The organism is Pseudomonas sp. NPDC090755 (assembly GCF_044769005.1).
Taxonomy (GTDB): domain Bacteria; phylum Pseudomonadota; class Gammaproteobacteria; order Pseudomonadales; family Pseudomonadaceae; genus Aquipseudomonas.
In genome coordinates, this window is sequence record NZ_JBIVXC010000015.1 from 1 (window position 1) to 16,078 (window position 16,078).

12 protein-coding genes are annotated in these 16,078 nt (G+C 65.2%); 9 read left to right on the plus strand and 3 right to left on the minus strand.

What is annotated here, in order from left to right; all coding sequences use genetic code 11:
* The first annotated feature begins 349 nt into the window (after window positions 1-349).
* The 4 genes from ACIQUS_RS19925 to ACIQUS_RS19940 are packed head-to-tail and all read left to right on the plus strand — an operon-like array spanning window position 350 to window position 5,968.
* Entirely contained in the window at window positions 350-2,257 is a 1,908-nt protein-coding gene (locus ACIQUS_RS19925; RefSeq protein ID WP_403050236.1) for a sigma-54-dependent Fis family transcriptional regulator, read from the plus strand.
* Window positions 2,258-2,267: 10 nt separating this feature from the next.
* On the plus strand, window positions 2,268-4,001 hold the full coding sequence (locus ACIQUS_RS19930; RefSeq protein ID WP_403050239.1) for an ABC transporter ATP-binding protein: 1,734 nt from the start codon (window positions 2,268-2,270) through the stop codon (window positions 3,999-4,001).
* Complete coding sequence (locus ACIQUS_RS19935; RefSeq protein WP_403050242.1) at window positions 3,991-4,671, plus strand: S8 family serine peptidase; 681 nt, start codon at window positions 3,991-3,993, stop codon at window positions 4,669-4,671. The genes ACIQUS_RS19930 and ACIQUS_RS19935 overlap by 11 nt, the downstream gene beginning before the upstream one ends.
* Window positions 4,664-5,968: an NAD(P)/FAD-dependent oxidoreductase gene (locus ACIQUS_RS19940; protein ID WP_403050245.1), complete on the plus strand. Its 1,305-nt coding sequence runs from the start codon at window positions 4,664-4,666 to the stop codon at window positions 5,966-5,968. The genes ACIQUS_RS19935 and ACIQUS_RS19940 overlap by 8 nt, the downstream gene beginning before the upstream one ends.
* A 144-nt stretch (window positions 5,969-6,112) precedes the next feature.
* Here ACIQUS_RS19940 and ACIQUS_RS19945 read toward each other — a convergent pair whose 3' ends face one another.
* Window positions 6,113-7,606 carry an aldehyde dehydrogenase family protein gene (locus ACIQUS_RS19945; RefSeq protein ID WP_403050248.1) on the minus strand — a complete coding sequence of 498 codons (1,494 nt, stop codon included), beginning with the start codon at window positions 7,604-7,606 and terminating at the stop codon, window positions 6,113-6,115.
* A 416-nt stretch (window positions 7,607-8,022) separates the two neighbouring features.
* Between ACIQUS_RS19945 and peaA the strand changes: the two genes are divergently transcribed.
* The 5 genes from peaA (at window position 8,023) to ACIQUS_RS19970 (ending at window position 14,357) form a co-directional block, all read left to right on the plus strand.
* Complete coding sequence (gene peaA, locus ACIQUS_RS19950; RefSeq protein WP_403050250.1) at window positions 8,023-9,582, plus strand: quinohemoprotein amine dehydrogenase subunit alpha; 1,560 nt, start codon at window positions 8,023-8,025, stop codon at window positions 9,580-9,582.
* A gap of 73 nt (window positions 9,583-9,655) precedes the next feature.
* A complete protein-coding gene (peaB, locus tag ACIQUS_RS19955; RefSeq protein WP_403050253.1) occupies window positions 9,656-11,086 on the plus strand; it encodes a quinohemoprotein amine dehydrogenase maturation protein in 1,431 nt (476 codons plus the stop codon).
* Between the two features lies 1 nt (window position 11,087).
* A complete protein-coding gene (gene qhpC, locus ACIQUS_RS19960) occupies window positions 11,088-11,411 on the plus strand; it encodes a quinohemoprotein amine dehydrogenase subunit gamma (protein ID WP_285865720.1) in 324 nt (107 codons plus the stop codon).
* Between the two features lie 31 nt (window positions 11,412-11,442).
* A complete protein-coding gene (gene peaD / locus ACIQUS_RS19965) occupies window positions 11,443-12,567 on the plus strand; it encodes a quinohemoprotein amine dehydrogenase subunit beta (RefSeq protein WP_403050257.1) in 1,125 nt (374 codons plus the stop codon).
* Between the two features lie 116 nt (window positions 12,568-12,683).
* Window positions 12,684-14,357, plus strand: coding sequence for an AMP-binding protein (locus tag ACIQUS_RS19970; RefSeq protein WP_403050260.1), 1,674 nt, complete (start codon window positions 12,684-12,686; stop codon window positions 14,355-14,357).
* A 226-nt stretch (window positions 14,358-14,583) separates the two neighbouring features.
* Here the strand turns inward: ACIQUS_RS19970 and ACIQUS_RS19975 are convergent, their stop codons facing one another.
* Together ACIQUS_RS19975 and ACIQUS_RS19980 are read right to left on the minus strand one after the other, a co-directional pair.
* Window positions 14,584-15,057 carry a copper chaperone PCu(A)C gene (locus tag ACIQUS_RS19975; RefSeq protein ID WP_403050263.1) on the minus strand — a complete coding sequence of 158 codons (474 nt, stop codon included), beginning with the start codon at window positions 15,055-15,057 and terminating at the stop codon, window positions 14,584-14,586.
* 15 nt (window positions 15,058-15,072) lie between these two features.
* The gene (locus tag ACIQUS_RS19980; protein ID WP_403050266.1) at window positions 15,073-16,077 is read right to left on the minus strand and encodes an SCO family protein; all 1,005 of its coding nucleotides are present in this window, start codon (window positions 16,075-16,077) and stop codon (window positions 15,073-15,075) included.
* Between the last annotated feature and the right edge of the window lies 1 nt (window position 16,078).

Below are 16,078 nucleotides of genomic sequence, written 5' to 3' on the forward strand. Positions count from 1 at the left end.
CGCCGGAGCGAAGGGACCCGAAGCGAAGCGTAGGGCCGTATGTAGGAGCAGGCGGTTTTGCCTACTTTTTCCAAGAAAAAAGTAGGCCGCCGTAAAGGCGGAAGGGGCCGGCAGCGTCGCCGCATGGAATGGATAAGCTCGCAGCTTCAACACCCAAACCCCAAACCCCAAACCCATACCCCCGCAATACAGCGGCCGCCTCCCGGCCCGAGGTTTTTTACCGGCAGTGCGTGGATGCTCTGAAATATTGGAGTAAAGTCAGCGAGACCCAAGCAGTCGCATCAACCGTGGGCTGCTCGACATCGGCCATTGGCGGCACCGCGCCGCACACGGCACGCTGGAGTGAGAGATGGCGCAGCATATACCAATAACAAATGCTACCGACCCCTTGCAGACCTCGCGGATGGTGCGCCTGAAGCTGCTTAGCGAAGGCGCGTTGCCGCAAGGCATGCTGCGCGAGGAAATCGACGCCTCGTGGCGGCGCAGCCTGGGCCACGGTCTCAATTGCCTGGACGCCGAACAGGTGGAGCTGGACGCGCGCCACCGCCTGCAGGAACTGCTGGATGGCAACCGCCTGCTGATCGATGCCGCGACGCCGGAGATGGAATACCTGGTCCACCGCCTGGGCAACAGCAGCATGATCATCCTGGGCGACGCACAGGCCAACATCCTGGCCATCGGCGGGCAGACCGCCGAGCTCAACAAGGTGGGCCTGCGCGACCTGCACCCCGGTAGCTGCTGGAGCGAGTCGAGCCGTGGAACCAACGCCATCGGCACCGCCGTGGTCGAGGGCCGGCCGACCCTGATCAACTGTGGCGAGCATTACCTGGATCGCCTCAGCCCGTTTTCCTGCACCTCGGTGCCGCTGCGCGACCCGCTGGGGCATGTGATCGGCGTTCTGGACCTGACCCGCGAAGGCGTCATGGCCCAGCCCCAGGACAATCTTTCGACGCTGATACTGGCGGCCAGCACTATCGAGAGCCGCATGTTCGGCCTGTGCTACCCGGAGCAACTGGTGCTGGCCTTCCACAGCCGGTCGCAGTACCTGGGCAGCGCCTGGCATGGCCTGCTGGCCCTGAGCCTGGACGGTGAGGTGCTGGCGGCCAACGAACGTGCCTGCGAGTTGCTCCAGCTATCGCGCCAGGCCCTGGTCGGGCGGCGTTGCAGTGAACTGATGGGCGAGCGCACCTCGGCCTTCCTCACCCGCCTGTGGATGGACCGGGTGAGCAGTGTGCAAACCGCCAAGGGCGAGTTTTTCTTCCGTGCCGTGCACCTGCCCCGGCGGGTCGGCATGGGCACGGCGCAGCCGGTCAATAAAGCGCTGCCGTCCCCACGGCCTGTGGCGCTGGAAACCCTGGCCGGCCGCGATGCACGTTTTGCCAGGGCCCTGGGCATGGCGCGCCGGGGCCTGAACAATGACCTGCCGGTGCTGTTGCTCGGCGAAACCGGTACCGGCAAGGAGGTGGTGGCCCGTGCACTGCACCAGGCCAGCGCCCGTGCCGACAAACCGTTCGTGGCGGTCAACTGCGCCGCCATTCCCGAAGGCCTGATCGAATCCGAACTGTTCGGTTACCGCGAAGGCGCCTTCACCGGCTCGCGCCGGGGCGGCATGGTCGGGCGCCTGATGCAGGCCCACGGCGGCACCTTGTTCCTCGATGAAATCGGCGATATGCCGCTGGCCTTGCAGGCGCGCCTGCTCAGGGTGCTGCAGGATCGCCGGGTCGCGCCGCTGGGCGCCGGCGAAGAGCAGGAGATCGACGTGGCGGTGATCTGCGCCACCCACCGCGACCTCAAGCGCCTGGTGCTCGACCAGCATTTTCGCGAGGACCTCTACTACCGCATCAATGGCGTGAGCCTGCAACTGCCGGCCCTGCGCGACCGCGACGACCTGGGCGAGGTGATCGACAGCCTGCTGGGCAAGTTCGGTGCCCAAGGGGTGAGCCTGGACCCGGGCCTGCGCGAACTGCTGGGCAACTTCGACTGGCCGGGCAACATCCGCCAGCTGGAAATGGTCCTGCGTTCGGCACTGGCCATGCGCGAACCGGGCGAGCAGGTGCTGAGCCTTGAGCACCTCACTGACTGCCTGCTCGATGAGCTCAGCGGCACTCCGCCGCACAGCGGCAGTATCCGGGATAACGAGGTGGAGCTGATCCGCAGCGCCCTGGAGCGGCATCAAGGCAATGTCTCGGCGGCGGCGCAGGCCCTGGGCATCAGCCGTGCCACCCTGTACCGAAAACTCAAGCCGTTGCGCGAATAAGGGGCCGGTGATGGGCGGTATTTTCCTGAGGCTCATCGACGCCTCCGACCCGCAGCTGATGCGCCGCGCGCTGGCCTGGTTGTACGGTTTCGTGCGTCCGCACTGGCGGGCGATCGGTGCGTTGCTGGGGCTGTCGCTGGCAGCGTCGCTGCTGGTGCTGGCGCAGCCCTGGCTGGTCAAGACCCTGATCGACCAGGGCCTGCTGGCCAAGGACTTCCAGGTGCTGTGGCACATGGCGGCGATCATGATTGCGGTCGGCATTGCCGGCACGCTACTGGCGGGGATCAACCGCTACCTGCACACACGGCTGTCCGGGCGCATCCTGTTCGCCCTTCGCGATGACCTGTACCGCCACCTGCAACAGCTTTCGCCGGCGTTCTACGGGCGCAAGCGCATCGGTGACATCCTCTCGCGGCTGGACGGCGATGTCGCCGAGATCCAGCGCTTTGCCGTGGATTCGCTGTTCTCGGCGGTGTCCAGCGTGATCGGCCTGATCGGCGCGGTGACCCTGATGCTCATGCTGTCCTGGCAGTTGTCGTTGTTGCTGGCACTGCTGATTCCCATCGAAGTGTTGTGGCTGCGCTGGATGCGGCGCAAGGTCGAGCGCGAGGTGCGTACCTTGCGTGAGCGCTCCGCCGATGTGTCGTCGTTCCTGGTCGAGACCCTGCCGGCCATGAAATTCATCCAGGCCGCCGGGCAGCAAGGCCGCGAGTCCGATCGCCTGGGCCGCCTGGGCCAGGGCTACATGAGCCAGCTGCTGCGCGTGCAGGTCACCGAGTTCTTCACCCAGGCGGTGCCGGGCACGCTGACCTCGCTGTGCCGCGCCTGTGCCTTCCTGGTGGGTGGTTACTGGGTGATCCAGGGCACTTGGCAGCTGGGCGCGCTGATCGCCTTTTCCACCTACCTGGGCATGGCGGTCGGGCCGGTACAGAGCCTGCTCGGTCTGTACGTGGCGGTGCAGCGCATGGCCGTGAGCCTGGGGCGGGTGATGGAACTTCAACAGGAACCGGTTGGCGTGCACCAGGCCGTCACGCCTACGCCCTTGCCCCAGGGGCCCGGCGAGTTGCGCCTGGAAGCGGTGCACTTTGCCCATGAACAGCGTCTTGGCAGCGTGCTGGGCGGTGTCGAAATCTGTATTCCAGCCGGCGTGAAAGTGGCGATCAGTGGCGCCTCGGGCGTCGGCAAATCGACCCTGATCGACCTGCTGCAACGGTTCTACGACCCCGACCAGGGACGCATCCTGCTCGACGGCACCGACCTGCGCGAGCTGGACCTGGTGGCCCTGCGCAAACAGATCGCCGTGGTCAGTCAGGACATCGTGCTGTTTCGCGGCACCCTGGCGCAGAACCTGGCCTACAGCGTGCCCGAGGCCCGTCGCGAAGACCTTGAGCGGGTCGTGCGCCTGACCCGCCTGGAGTCGCTGGTCGAGGCCTTGCCCCTGGGCCTGGACGGGCTGCTGGGCGAGCGCGGCCAGCAGTTGTCCGGCGGCCAGAAGCAGCGCATCGCCATTGCCCGGGCCTTGCTCCAGGATCCACGGGTGCTGGTGCTCGATGAAGCGACCTCGGCGGTGGATGAAACCACCGAGCGGGAGGTGATCGCGGCCATCGACCAGCTGTTCGCCGGGCGCACGCGGATCCTCATCAGCCACCGCACCAGCACCCTGGCTGACGCCAACCTGCACCTGCACCTTGAAAACGGCCGCTTGCAAGCGGTCTGGCAGGAGCCGCTGCGCCATGATGAGTGAGGTCTGCGTTGGGGTGATCGATACCGGCTGCTCTGCGCTTCAGGCCCGCTCGCTGGCGGGTGGACGACGCTTCTGGCTGGAGCAGGGGATGTTGCGCGAAGGCGATTTGCAGGTCGATGCCCTGGGCCATGGCAGTGCCGTGCTCGGGCGGTTGCTGGCTCAGGGCGAGGGCGTGTCCGCGACGATGGCCCAGGTGTTCGACAGCCGCGGGAGCACCTCGGTATTGCAAGTCAGCGCGGCGTTGCTGTGGTTGGTGGAGCAGGGCGTGAGCCTGGTCAACCTGAGCCTGGGCCTGCAGCAGGATCGTCCGGTGCTGCGCCAGGCGTGCGCCGCGGCCCTGGAGGCCGGGGTATTGCTCTGCGCGTCCAGCCCGGCACGGGGCGGGCCGGTGTACCCGGCCAGTTATCCGGGGGTGTTGCGCATCACCGGCGATGCCCGCTGTCGCGAGGGGCAGTGGTCCTGGCTCGACAGCACCCAGGCGGACTTTGGTGCCGCGGTGGGTGAGCATGCCGGACAGGCCGGTGCGAGCCTTGCCTGTGCAGCGCTGAGCGGGCTGATCTGTGCCTACTTGCGCACGCATCCCGGCGCGAACCGCGAGCAGGTGCTGGGCTACCTGCGCGAACAGGCGGCCTACAGAGGGCCCGAACGTCGCGGAGGCGAGCATGGGTGAGCCGCGCATTCTGATTCTCGGTGCAGGTCCCGCAGGTGGCGCCACGGCCATTGGCCTGCGCCGGCTGGGCTATGACGTCGAGGTGGTATCCGACTGGCGGCGGTTCGATGCAGTGGAAGGCGTTTCCCAGCGGGTGCTGGAAGGCTTGCGCCATGCAGGCCTTGGCAGCGCCCTGGCGCAAGCCGCCGTGCCGGCCCGGCGCCGGGTTTACTGGAACGGGACTCGCCAGCAATTGAACCAGGAGTTCCTGCTGGACCGGCGCCTGTTCGACAGCGCCTTGCGTGATGACGTGCGCCGGGCGGGTGTGCAGGTTATCGAGGGGCGGGTTCGCGAAGTCCACAGCAGCGCGCACGCGCACCGCGTGGTGCTGGACAACGGCCGGGTGCTTTCGGCCGACTTTCTTGTCGAAGCCCGCGGGCGTCAGGCGCCCCTGGGCAGCAACCGCTTGCGTGGCCCGGAATGCGTCAGCCTGCTCAATCTGTGGCAGGGCGAACCGGGAGAGCCCGTCTCGGCGGTGGAGAGCCTCGACGATGGCTGGGCCTGGATGGCGCGCATGGCCGATGGCCGTTGCTATTGGCAGGTCACCCTGGACAGTGGATCGACCCGGCTGCCTTCCCGTGCGCAGTTGCCCGGGTATTGTGCCGATCGCCGTCGGCAGTCGGCGCTGGTGGCCGAACTGTTCGGCGCGGCTGCCTGGCAGCCGAGCGAACTGCATGCCCGCAGCAGCACGGCGATCCTGGCCGGCGATTGTGTCGGCAGTAACTGGGTAAAGGTGGGCGATGCGGCGATGGCGGTGGACCCGTTATCCGGCAACGGTATTTTCCAGTCGCTGTCTTCGGCGTTGCAGGCACCGGCGGTGGTCAATACGTTGCTGCGCCATCCCGAACGCGTGGACCTGGCACGGCGTTTTCATCAAACGCGAATCGAACAGCTGTTTCTACGCTTTGCGCGGATCGGGCGAGATTTCTATGCCCAGGAGCAACGTGTCGCCGGGCATCCGTTCTGGGCACAACGCCGCAGCTGGCCGGATGAACTGCCGATCCATGTCCAGGCTGACTTCAGCCAGCTGCGAGTCGCCTGTCGCCCGGTCATCCGCGAGGGTGTGATCGACGAAGCCGAGGTGGTGGTCGGCCCTGACCAGCCGCTGGGGATCTGGCACGTGCAGGGGGTGGAGGTGGCGCCGCTGGTGCATGGCCTGCAGGCCGGGCAGCGCCTTGAAACGCTGTTGGCCAACCGGCCAGCCGGGGAACAGGCGATGCTCCGTGCCTGGCTTACCGCCCAGGGCCACCGCGGGTAACCGCAGCCGCCAGGCTACGGTGGTGTCAGCCATCGCCGGCGATGCCGGCTCCCACAGGGATACCGGCATGCATATGGGAGTTGGCGATGCCGGCTCCCACAGGGGGTACCGGCATGCCCGTGGGAGCTGGCGAAGCCTGCGATGCTACAGTTTGATCAGCACCGACTTGAGCTCGGTGTAGTGCTCGATCGCCGCTGCCCCCATTTCCCGTCCGACACCCGACAGCTTGTAACCACCAAACGGCAATGCCGGGTCCAGGGCGCTGTGGCAGTTGACCCACACCGAACCGGACTTGATTCGCGGAATCATGCGGTGCACCGCCGCAAGATCATTGGACCAGATGCTCGCGCCCAGGCCATAGGGGTTGTCGTTGGCAAGTCCCACGACCTCATCGATGTCGTCGAACGGCATGGCGACCAGCACCGGGCCGAAGATCTCTTCCTGGACCAGGCGGTGACGCTGGTCGACATCGACGATCACCGTCGGCTTGACGAAGTAACCCGGCCCGAACCCTTCGCCGCCACAGGCGATGGTGGCACCCAGCTCGCGGCCAAGGTTGATGTAGCCGGTGACCCGGTCCTGCTGCTTGGCCGAGATCAGCGGGCCCATCTGCACCTTCGGGTCCAGGCCGTTGCCCAGGGTCATGCCGTTGGCGATGCCGGCGATGTCGGCCACTACATTGTCGAAATGCTTGCGGTGCACGTACAGACGCGACCCCGCGCAGCACACCTGGCCCTGATTGAAGAAGATCGCCGTGGCAGCGCCGGCGGCGGCTTCCTGCAGGTTGGCGTCGGGCATGACGATGGTCGGCGATTTGCCGCCCAGCTCCAGGGTGACCCGGGTCATGTTCTCCATCGCGGCCTTGCCGATCTGCTTGCCGACTTCGGTGGAGCCGGTGAAGGTCAGTTTGTCGACGCCCGGATGGCGGGTGAGGGCGGCGCCGGCGTTGAGGCCGGTGCCGGTGATGACGTTGAACACACCCTCCGGGTAACCCGCCTCCTGCACCAGTTCGGCCAGTTTCAGTGCGGTGAGCGGTGTCTCGTCCGCAGGCTTGAGCACCACGGTGCAGCCGGTGGCCAGCGCCGGGCCGAGCTTCCAGCACGCCAGCAGCAGCGGGAAGTTCCAGGCAACGATGGCGCCGACCACGCCGATGGCTTCACGGCGGATGAAACCGTGGAACTGGTCATTGGGCATCAGGGGAATCGAAGGTTCCACCGTCGTGCCTTCGATCTTGGTCGCCCAGCCGGCCATGTAGCGCAGAAAATCGATCGCCAGCTGCACGTCCATGACCTTGGCCACGGCGGCGCTCTTGCCGTTGTTCAGGCACTCCAGTTCCGCCAGTTCCTGGGCATCGCGCTCCATGAGGTCAGCCAGGCGCCACAGCAGGTTCTGCCGCTCGCGCGGGCGCAGGCGGCTCCAGGCGGAATCGTCGAAAGCGGCGCGCGCCGCCTTGACGGCACGGTCGACGTCTTCGCTGTCGGCGCAGGGCACCTCACCCAGCACTTCGCCCGTGGCCGGATTGCGAAAGCTCATGGTCTGGCCGCTCTGTGCATCCTGCCACTGCGCGCCGATGCGCATTTTCAGTTTACGGTCGAGAAAGGCCTGGGTGCCTGGGAGGATGGGCTGGGTCGAAAGCATGGGGCGGCGCCTCTTGTCATTGGATGTGCAGGGCGCTTTCGCAACCGCCATGCCAAGGTCGTGGAAGTCGCTCAAGATGTTGATATAAAAGGGTAATCGGCAGCAGGCCGGGGGGCAGTGCATGACCCGGGCTGTAGCAGTTTGAGACGCCATGAGACAGCGATGGAACAGTCCGGTGTTGGCCTAAGCTTGTGGCGAGCGATGGGCGTGTCTCATGGTGCAACGGGGTGTCGCAAATTTAGACGCCCAGTGTGGACCCATACGCCGGGCACAACACCCCGGTATTGCTCAAGCTATTGAAAAGAAAGACTTTGCGAAGATTGGCACAGATTCTGTATTGCTCATTCGCAGATGCACCTACGGCACCCAGCGTGCAAGAACGATAAGAACAACACCGTGGAGGTCTGACCTTGAGAATGACTCGACTCCGGCGACACAGCAGCAGCCTGGCACTGATTGCCGCCGCCTTGCTGTGCACCCAGGCCCAGGCATCGGAGCCTGGCGCCAACCTGCTGCAGACCAAGTGCATGGGCTGTCACCTGCCCGAAGGCAATGACACCTACAGCCGCATCAGCCACCAGCGCAAGACGCCGGAAGGCTGGCTGATGAGCATCGGCCGCATGCAGGTCATGCATGGCCTCAAGATCAGCGATGAGGACCGCCGCACCCTGGTCAAGTACCTGGCCGACAAGCAGGGGCTTGCGCCCAGTGAAACCGAGGGCGTGCGCTACGCCATGGAGCGTCGCCTCAATACGGTCGAGACGTTCGACGAAAAACTCAGCCAGACCTGCGGTCGCTGTCACTCCGGCGCTCGGGTCGCCCTGCAACGGCGTCCGGCCAAGGAGTGGGAACACCTGGTCAACTTCCACCTGGGCCAATGGCCGTCACTGGAGTACCAGGCCCAGTCGCGCGACCGTGACTGGCTGCCAATCGCCCTGAATGAAATGGTGCCGGACCTAGCCAAGCGCTTTGCCTTCGACACCCCGGCCTGGGCCGACTGGCAGAAGGCACGGCCCAAGGCCGAGGTCCTGGGGGGGCAGTGGACCTTCAGTGGTCATATGCTGACCAAGGGTGATGTGCGTGGCGAGATGAGCATCGCCAGTGCCGAAGGTGATGGCTTCAAGGTCGAGATCAAGGGCCAGTACGCCGACGGCACCCCGTTCCAGGGCAGCGGCTCGGCCATTCTCTACAACGGCTACGAATGGCGTGGCAACGTCAAGATTGGCGATACCCCCATGCGCCAGGTGTTCGCCGCACTCGATGGCGAGATGAAAGGACGCATGTTCGAGGCCGAGCATGACGAACGTGGCCTGGACTTCACCGCGGTGAAGGAGGGCAAGGCACGTCTGCTGGCGGTGCAACCCTCGTTCATCAAGGCGGGCAGCGAGGCCGAGCTGACCCTGGTGGGCAGCGGCCTGTCAGGCAAACCAGACCTGGGCGCCGGTATCGAGGTCACCCAGGTGCTGGCGTCCAGCGCCAACCAGGTGCGGGTCAAGGCCCGTGCCGCGAAGGACGCCGCGCCGGGTGTGCGCGAGGTGAGCCAGGGTGCGCTCAACGGCGTGAACCTGACCGTTTACGACAAGGTCGAGGAAGTGAAAGTGGTGCCGGCCTTCTCCATCGCCCGTATCGGCGAGAACGGCGGCAGCACGCCCAAGGTCCAGGGCCGCTTCGAGGCCGAGGCCTGGGGCAAGGACGCCAAGGGTGAACCGCTGCGTATCGGCTTCCTGCCGGCGCGCTGGTCGGTGGAGCCCTATGACGAAAGGGCCAGGGAGGACGAAGACGTCAAGTTCGCCGGGCACATGCAGGACAACGGCATCTTCATGCCCGGTGGCGCCGGCCCCAACCCCGAGCGCCGGATGATGACCAACAACGCGGGCAACCTGAAAGTGATCGCCAGGCTCGAAGACGGCGGACAGCAGGGCGAAGGCCACCTGATCGTCACCGTCCAGCGCTGGAACAACCCACCACTGCCGTAGGCGGCCGTGTACCGAGCGGGCGCTGCGGCGCCCGGTTACCAACGTTGATCGGGATGCACATCGGGAGGTCGCCATGGGCGCACAATTGAATCTGGTCGAGCGCAACCTGCATGAAGTGCAGGTCGATGCCGACCGCATGCTGTTCCATATACCCAGCAGTTCGCTGTTTGCCACCGACGCGGTGACCGGCGGGATCATCGACACCTTGCGCGAGCAAGGCTGTTCGTCCGAAGAGTTGCTGCAACGTCTTGAACCGCGCTTTGCCGGCCAGGACATCATCGATACCCTGCGCGAGCTGATGGCCCTGGAAGTGGTCAGCGACGGCTCGCCGCTGACTCCGGAAATCGGGCTGAAGCGGGTCGAGCGCACGGCCCTCAACACTGTGGTCTTGAACGTCAACACCGGCTGCAACCTCAGTTGCAGCTACTGCTACAAGGAAGACCTGGACAAGCCCTCGGCCGGAAAGAAAATGAGCGTGGCCACCGCCGAGTCTTCGGTGGAGATGCTGCTCAAGGAGTCGCCGGACGAGACGCGCTACACCGTGGTGTTCTTCGGTGGCGAGCCGCTGTCCAACCGGCCGCTGATCGAGCACATGGTGGGCTATTGCGAACGCCGCTTCGCCGAGCTGGGCAAGCAGGTCGAGTTCGTCATGACCACCAACGCCACGCTGCTCACCGAGGACATCGTCGACTGGCTCAATGCCCATCGCTTCGGCCTGTCGGTGAGCATCGACGGCCCCAAGACCGTGCATGACCGCAACCGCATCACGGTCGGCGGGCAGGGCACCTACGACGTGGTCCGGCGTAAAGCCGACATGCTGCTGTCGCGCTACGACAGCCGCCCGGTCGGTGCGCGGGTGACCCTGACCCGCGGCATCACCGATGTCGAAACCATCTGGAACCACCTGTTCAACGAGCTGGGCTTTGCCGAGGTGGGCTTTGCCCCGGTGACCTCGGGGGACATGGCCGACTTCAACCTCAGCGCGGCCGAGCTGGTCGAGGTCTTCGCCAACATGAAGGCCCTGGGCCGGCGTTACCTTGCGGCGGCGCTGGAGCACCGCAATATCGGCTTCTCCAACCTGCACCAGCTGATTACCGACATCCATGAAGGGCACAAGAAGGCCCTGCCATGCGGGGCTGGCCTCAAGATGCTGGCGGTCGACCACCAGGGTGAGCTGAACCTCTGCCACCGCTTCACCGGCTCCAGCCTGCCGACCTTCGGCAATGTGCACAGCGGGGTCAAGCAGGTGGAACTGAACGACTTCCTGTCCCAGCGCCTGGACCGCAGCGGCACCGGCTGCGAGAGCTGCCGCATCCGCAACCTGTGCTCGGGCGGTTGCTACCACGAGAGCTATGCCCGCTACGGCGATCCGACCCACCCGACCTACCACTACTGTGAACTGATGCGCGACTGGGTCGACTTCGGGATCGAGGTCTACAGCCGCATCATGGCCGCCAACCCGGCCTTCATCAGCCACTACATCACCCCGCGCAAGGCACACTGACATGAAACACCTCAAGCCGCTGAACAACAAAGCCCAGATTCTTGAGCAGGCAGTCGCCCAGGACCGTGTCGAGGAAGTGGTCGCCATGAGCGCCGTGGCCGGGTGTACCGCCACCACCGACCCGGGCTGGGAAGTGGATGCCTTCGGAGGCGTCAGCTCGCTGTGCCAGCCGATGGAAGCCGACCTCTATGGCTGCTCCGACCCGTGCTGGTGGCCGGCCCAGGTGCCCGACATGATGAGCACCTACCAGGACTGGAACGCCCAGGCCACCAACTCCCAGGACGACTGGCGCAACCTCGGCACCGTGTTTCCGAAAGACAAGTGACCGGCCGACAAGAACAACAAGGGGAAACCGCATGAAAGCTGGAGTTTTCGCAAAACTGGCGTTCACCGTCGCCGCCTGTGCCGCCAGCCTGGGCGCCTGGGCCGCCGACAGCAGCGCGCCGGCGCTCAAGGCCGGTCATGAGTACATGATCATCACCAACTACCCGAACAACCTGCACGTCATCGACCTGGCCAGTGACGAGGTGTACAAGAGCTGCAAGCTGCCGGACGCCTTCGGCCCCGGCACCGCCATGATGGCGCCGGACAACCGCACCGCCTATGTGCTCAACAACCACTACGGCGACCTGTACGGCATTGACCTGGACACCTGCCAGTCGGTGTTCCACGCCAACCTGTCGAGCACCCCGGGCGAGGTGGGGCGTTCGATGTATTCCTTTGCCATCAGCCCCGACGGCAAGGAGCTGTACGCCACGGTCAACCCGACCCAGCGCCTGAACGATCACTACGTGGTCAAGCCGCCGCGCCTGGAAGTGTTCCGCGCCGGCGACGGACAGGACGCCAAGCCGGTACGCAGCTTCCCCATGCCGCGCCAGGTCTACCTGATGCGGGCGGCGGACGATGGCAGCCTGTTCGTCGCCGGCCCCGACATCTACAAGATGGACGTGAAGACCGGCAAGTACGAGGTGGCGCTGGCGCTGCGCAACTGGAAGCGCCCGGGCTTCAGCGCCCCGGACGTGCTGTACTTCTGGCCGCACCAGACCGCGCAGCATGATTTCACCATGCTCTACACCGTGTCGCGCTTCAAGGACGACAAACAGGACCCGGCCACGGCCGAGCCGATGTACGGCTACCTGAGCATCGACCTCAAGACCGGCAAGAGCAGCTACCGCGAGTTCGCCTCCCTGACCGAGTTGTACTTCACCGGCCTGCGCTCGCCCCAGGACGAGAACCAGATGTACGGGGTGCTCAACCGCCTGGCCCGTTACGATATCAAGGAGCGCAAGCTGATCAAGGCCGCGAACCTGGAGCACACCTACTACTGCGTCGCCTTCAACAAGAAGGGCAGCAAGCTGTACCTGGCTGGGACCTTCAATGATATTGCGGTGTTCGATCCGCAGAGCCTGGAGAAGGTCAAGAACATCAAGTTGCCAGGCGGCGACATGTCGACCAGCACCGCCCAGGTGTTCATCCGCTAAGCCGGGCTCCCACAGGGGACCGATGTTGTCTCCGGTCACCTGTGGGAGCTGGCGCAGCCTGCGATCGGCTGCACAGCGGCCGCCATCCACCCGCACAACAAGAACAAGAGAACGCCATGAACGCGCTGAGCCATACCCAGGGGCGGCAGGACACCCCGCTGCTCGAGATGTGCATTGGAGACGCCTTCGACCTCACCGTTTCACGCTTCGCCCGGCGCGAGGCGCTGGTGGTCCGGCACCAGGGGCTGCGCTACAGCTGGCAGACCCTGGCCGAGGCGGTCGAGCGTCACGCCCGGGCCCTGATGGCCCTGGGCCTGGAACGTGGCGACCGCCTGGGCATCTGGGCACCCAACTGCGCCCAATGGTGCATCACCCAGTTCGCCAGTGCGAAGATCGGCGCCATCCTGGTCAACATCAACCCGGCCTACCGCAGCAACGAGCTGGAATACGCGCTGAGCCAGTCAGGCTGTCGCTGGGTGATCTGTGCCGATGCCTTCAAAACCTGCGACTACCACGCCATGCTGCTGGAACTGGCGCCTGGGCTTGCTACCAGCAATCCCGGTGAACTGGCGTGCGAACGCCTGCCCCAATTGCGCGGGGTGGTCAGCCTGGCCAGCGAGCCACCGGCGGGTTTCCTGTCCTGGGCAGCAGTGCAGGCGCGGGCCGGGGAGGTCAGCACCGAGGACCTGGCGGCACGCCAGGCCAGCCTGCGTTGCGATGAACCGATCAATATCCAGTACACCTCCGGCACCACCGGCTTTCCCAAGGGGGCGACCCTCAGCCATTACAACATCCTCAACAACGGCTACATGGTCGGCGAAAGCCTGGGCCTGACCGAGCACGACCGCCTGGTGGTACCGGTGCCGCTCTACCACTGCTTCGGCATGGTCATGGCCAACCTCGGCTGCATGACCCATGGTTCGACCCTGATCTACCCGGGGGACGCCTTCGATCCGCTGACCACCCTGCGGGCGGTGGCCGAAGAAAAGGCCACCGCGCTTTATGGTGTGCCCACCATGTTCATCGCCGAGCTGGATCATCCCCAGCGCGACAGTTTCGACCTCTCCAGCCTGCGCACCGGCATCATGGCGGGGGCCAACTGCCCGATCGAAGTCATGCGCCGGGTGATCGATGAAATGCACATGAGCGAGGTACAGATCGCCTACGGCATGACCGAGACCAGCCCGGTGTCGTTGCAGACCGGCCCTGACGATGACCTGGAACTGCGCGTTACCAGCGTCGGCCGCACCCAGCCGCACCTTCAAAGCAAGATCATCGACACGGCCGGGCAGTGCGTGCCCCGTGGCCAGGTCGGTGAGCTGTGCACCCGTGGCTACAGCGTGATGCTCGGCTACTGGAACAACCCGGCGGCCAGCGCCGAAAGCATCGACGAGGACGGCTGGATGCACACCGGCGACCTGGCGTGCATGGACGAGCAAGGCTATGTGCGGATTGTCGGGCGCAGCAAGGACATGATCATTCGTGGGGGGGAGAACATTTATCCGCGCGAGCTGGAAGAGTTCTTCCTGACCCACCCGGCGGTGGCCGATGTCCAGGTGATCGGTATTCCTTGTGCCCGGTATGGTGAGGAGATCGTCGCCTGGATCAGGCTGCACCCGGGCGAAGGCCCGGGCGAGGAGCAGTTGCGCGACTGGGCCAGGGCACGTATCGCCCATTTCAAGGTGCCGCGCTACTTCCTTTTCGTCGACCAGTTCCCGATGACGGTCACGGGCAAGGTGCAGAAGTTTCGCATGCGCGAGATCAGCATCGAGCAATTGCAGCGGCCCTGATCCCGACACCGTTTGCCCAGGTATGTTACGACCGCTGCGCGGCCGATCGCAGCCTGGCGGCAGCGGCTACAGGGAATTGGCGTTCAGTGGCCATCGCCGGCGTTGCCGGCTCCCACAAGGGTTCGGTATACACCGCCCCCTGTGGGAGCTGGCGAAGCCTGCGATCGACTGCGAAGCAGGCGCAACCCGGACAGTGCGGTCAACCGGTTTCACCACCGCTGCGCAATCAATGCACATGCGCGGCGGTATGGCCGGCCTGTGCCTCTACGGGTCCCACCTCGACCATCACCTCAACCACACCGGCCTTTTCGAACTCCAGGGTCATCGCAAACTGCTCCCCGGCCTTGAGGGGCTGTTCCATCCCCGTCAACATCACATGGTTGGCACCGGGCTGGAAGGTGACCTCGGTGTTGGCCGGAATCTCCATGGCATGGGTTTGCTGCATGCTCATCATGCCGTCGCTGGCCGCCTGGCTGTGCAGTTCGGCCTTTTGCGCCCGGGGGCTGCTGACCCGGATCAGGCGGTCGGCCTGGCTCCCCTGGTTGAACACGGTGAAGTACGCAGAACCGCCGGGCAGCTCGGCCGGCAGCTCACGGGACCAGGGTTGGGTGATCACAAGTTCGCCGACGCTGTAGTCATGGGCAAAACTTGGGGCCGTGCCAAGGAGCAGGGCGGTAAACACCAGGAAACGGGAGGTCATGGGCCAGTTCCTTCTTCAGTTAACCGTACGGTTGTTGTTTTTCTGATCATTGGCAGCCATCGGCTGCAAACGCTCGGTCTCTTCGTCCAGGTAGGTCAGCACCGCGGCGACTTCGACTTCGCCCAGGCGCAGGTTGGGCATGGCCAGGCGGTTGTATTGCTCGAACAACTGCATCGCCAGGGGCTCCTGTTCGGCCAGCATGCGGTCGGGCTCCCGGATCCAGCGACTGAGCCAGGCAGGATCGCGCTGGCGCGTCACCCCCAGCAGGTCCGGGCCGATGCTGCGCGCACCGGCATGCTCGGTGTCGCCCAGGGTGTGGCAGGAGGAGCAGCGTGTCCGGTAGATCTGCTCACCGGTGCTGGGCGGGCGTATGACCGGCGAGTCGGCCATGTCGTTGGTGCCGGTGGTGGCCAGCTTCCAGTTGTGCAGACTCTTGCCCAACCGGTCGGCCAGCACGTAGGGGTTTTCCATGGGCGAGGCCTTCATCCAGCGGCCGGTGGCCTGGTTGCCGATGATCAGGCTCAGGTTATGGTCCTTGGTCGGGCCATCGTCGACGCCCTTGATGAACAGTCCGAGTTTTTGCCGTAGCTGGGTGATCTCGTCCTTGTTGCCGGTGAGAAACTGCCAGCCGGGGCCGACCTTGAATTTCCCCGCGTACTCCTTGAGCACTTGCGGGGTATCGGCCTGCGGATCAATGCTGATCGAATAAAAGAACACATCCTGACCCACCCGTTCGCCCAGCAGTTTCTGCACCTGCTTCAGGCGCGCGGTTTCCAGCGGGCAGGAGTCGGTGCAGCGGGTGAAGATGAAGTTGATCGCCACCACCTTGTCCTTGATCAGGTCGTCGAAGAAACGCACCGACTGCCCGTCCTGGTTGATCAGGGTGGTGTTGGGAAAGTAGTGCTGCCCCCATTGCTGGTCAGGGGCGCTTTCACTGGCGTTCGCCAGCGGCCAGTGCGCGCTGCCGAGTGCAAGCACCAGCAGCAGGCGACTGAATCGTGTCCAGGTATTCCAGGCCATG

What these genes read in the sequence shown, in the direction of transcription:
- peaD (WP_403050257.1), top strand. Translation starts at nt 11,443, where the DNA reads ATGAAAGCTGGAGTTTTCGCAAAACTGGCGTTCACCGTCGCCGCCTGT.
- peaA (WP_403050250.1), top strand. Translation starts at nt 8,023, where the DNA reads ATGACTCGACTCCGGCGACACAGCAGCAGCCTGGCACTGATTGCCGCC.
- ACIQUS_RS19975 (WP_403050263.1), bottom strand. Translation starts at nt 15,057, where the DNA reads ATGACCTCCCGTTTCCTGGTGTTTACCGCCCTGCTCCTTGGCACGGCC.
- ACIQUS_RS19945 (WP_403050248.1), bottom strand. Translation starts at nt 7,606, where the DNA reads ATGCTTTCGACCCAGCCCATCCTCCCAGGCACCCAGGCCTTTCTCGAC.
- ACIQUS_RS19980 (WP_403050266.1), bottom strand. Translation starts at nt 16,077, where the DNA reads ATGGCCTGGAATACCTGGACACGATTCAGTCGCCTGCTGCTGGTGCTT.
- peaB (WP_403050253.1), top strand. Translation starts at nt 9,656, where the DNA reads ATGGGCGCACAATTGAATCTGGTCGAGCGCAACCTGCATGAAGTGCAG.
- ACIQUS_RS19930 (WP_403050239.1), top strand. Translation starts at nt 2,268, where the DNA reads ATGGGCGGTATTTTCCTGAGGCTCATCGACGCCTCCGACCCGCAGCTG.
- ACIQUS_RS19925 (WP_403050236.1), top strand. Translation starts at nt 350, where the DNA reads ATGGCGCAGCATATACCAATAACAAATGCTACCGACCCCTTGCAGACC.
- qhpC (WP_285865720.1), top strand. Translation starts at nt 11,088, where the DNA reads ATGAAACACCTCAAGCCGCTGAACAACAAAGCCCAGATTCTTGAGCAG.
- ACIQUS_RS19935 (WP_403050242.1), top strand. Translation starts at nt 3,991, where the DNA reads ATGATGAGTGAGGTCTGCGTTGGGGTGATCGATACCGGCTGCTCTGCG.
- ACIQUS_RS19970 (WP_403050260.1), top strand. Translation starts at nt 12,684, where the DNA reads ATGAACGCGCTGAGCCATACCCAGGGGCGGCAGGACACCCCGCTGCTC.
- ACIQUS_RS19940 (WP_403050245.1), top strand. Translation starts at nt 4,664, where the DNA reads ATGGGTGAGCCGCGCATTCTGATTCTCGGTGCAGGTCCCGCAGGTGGC.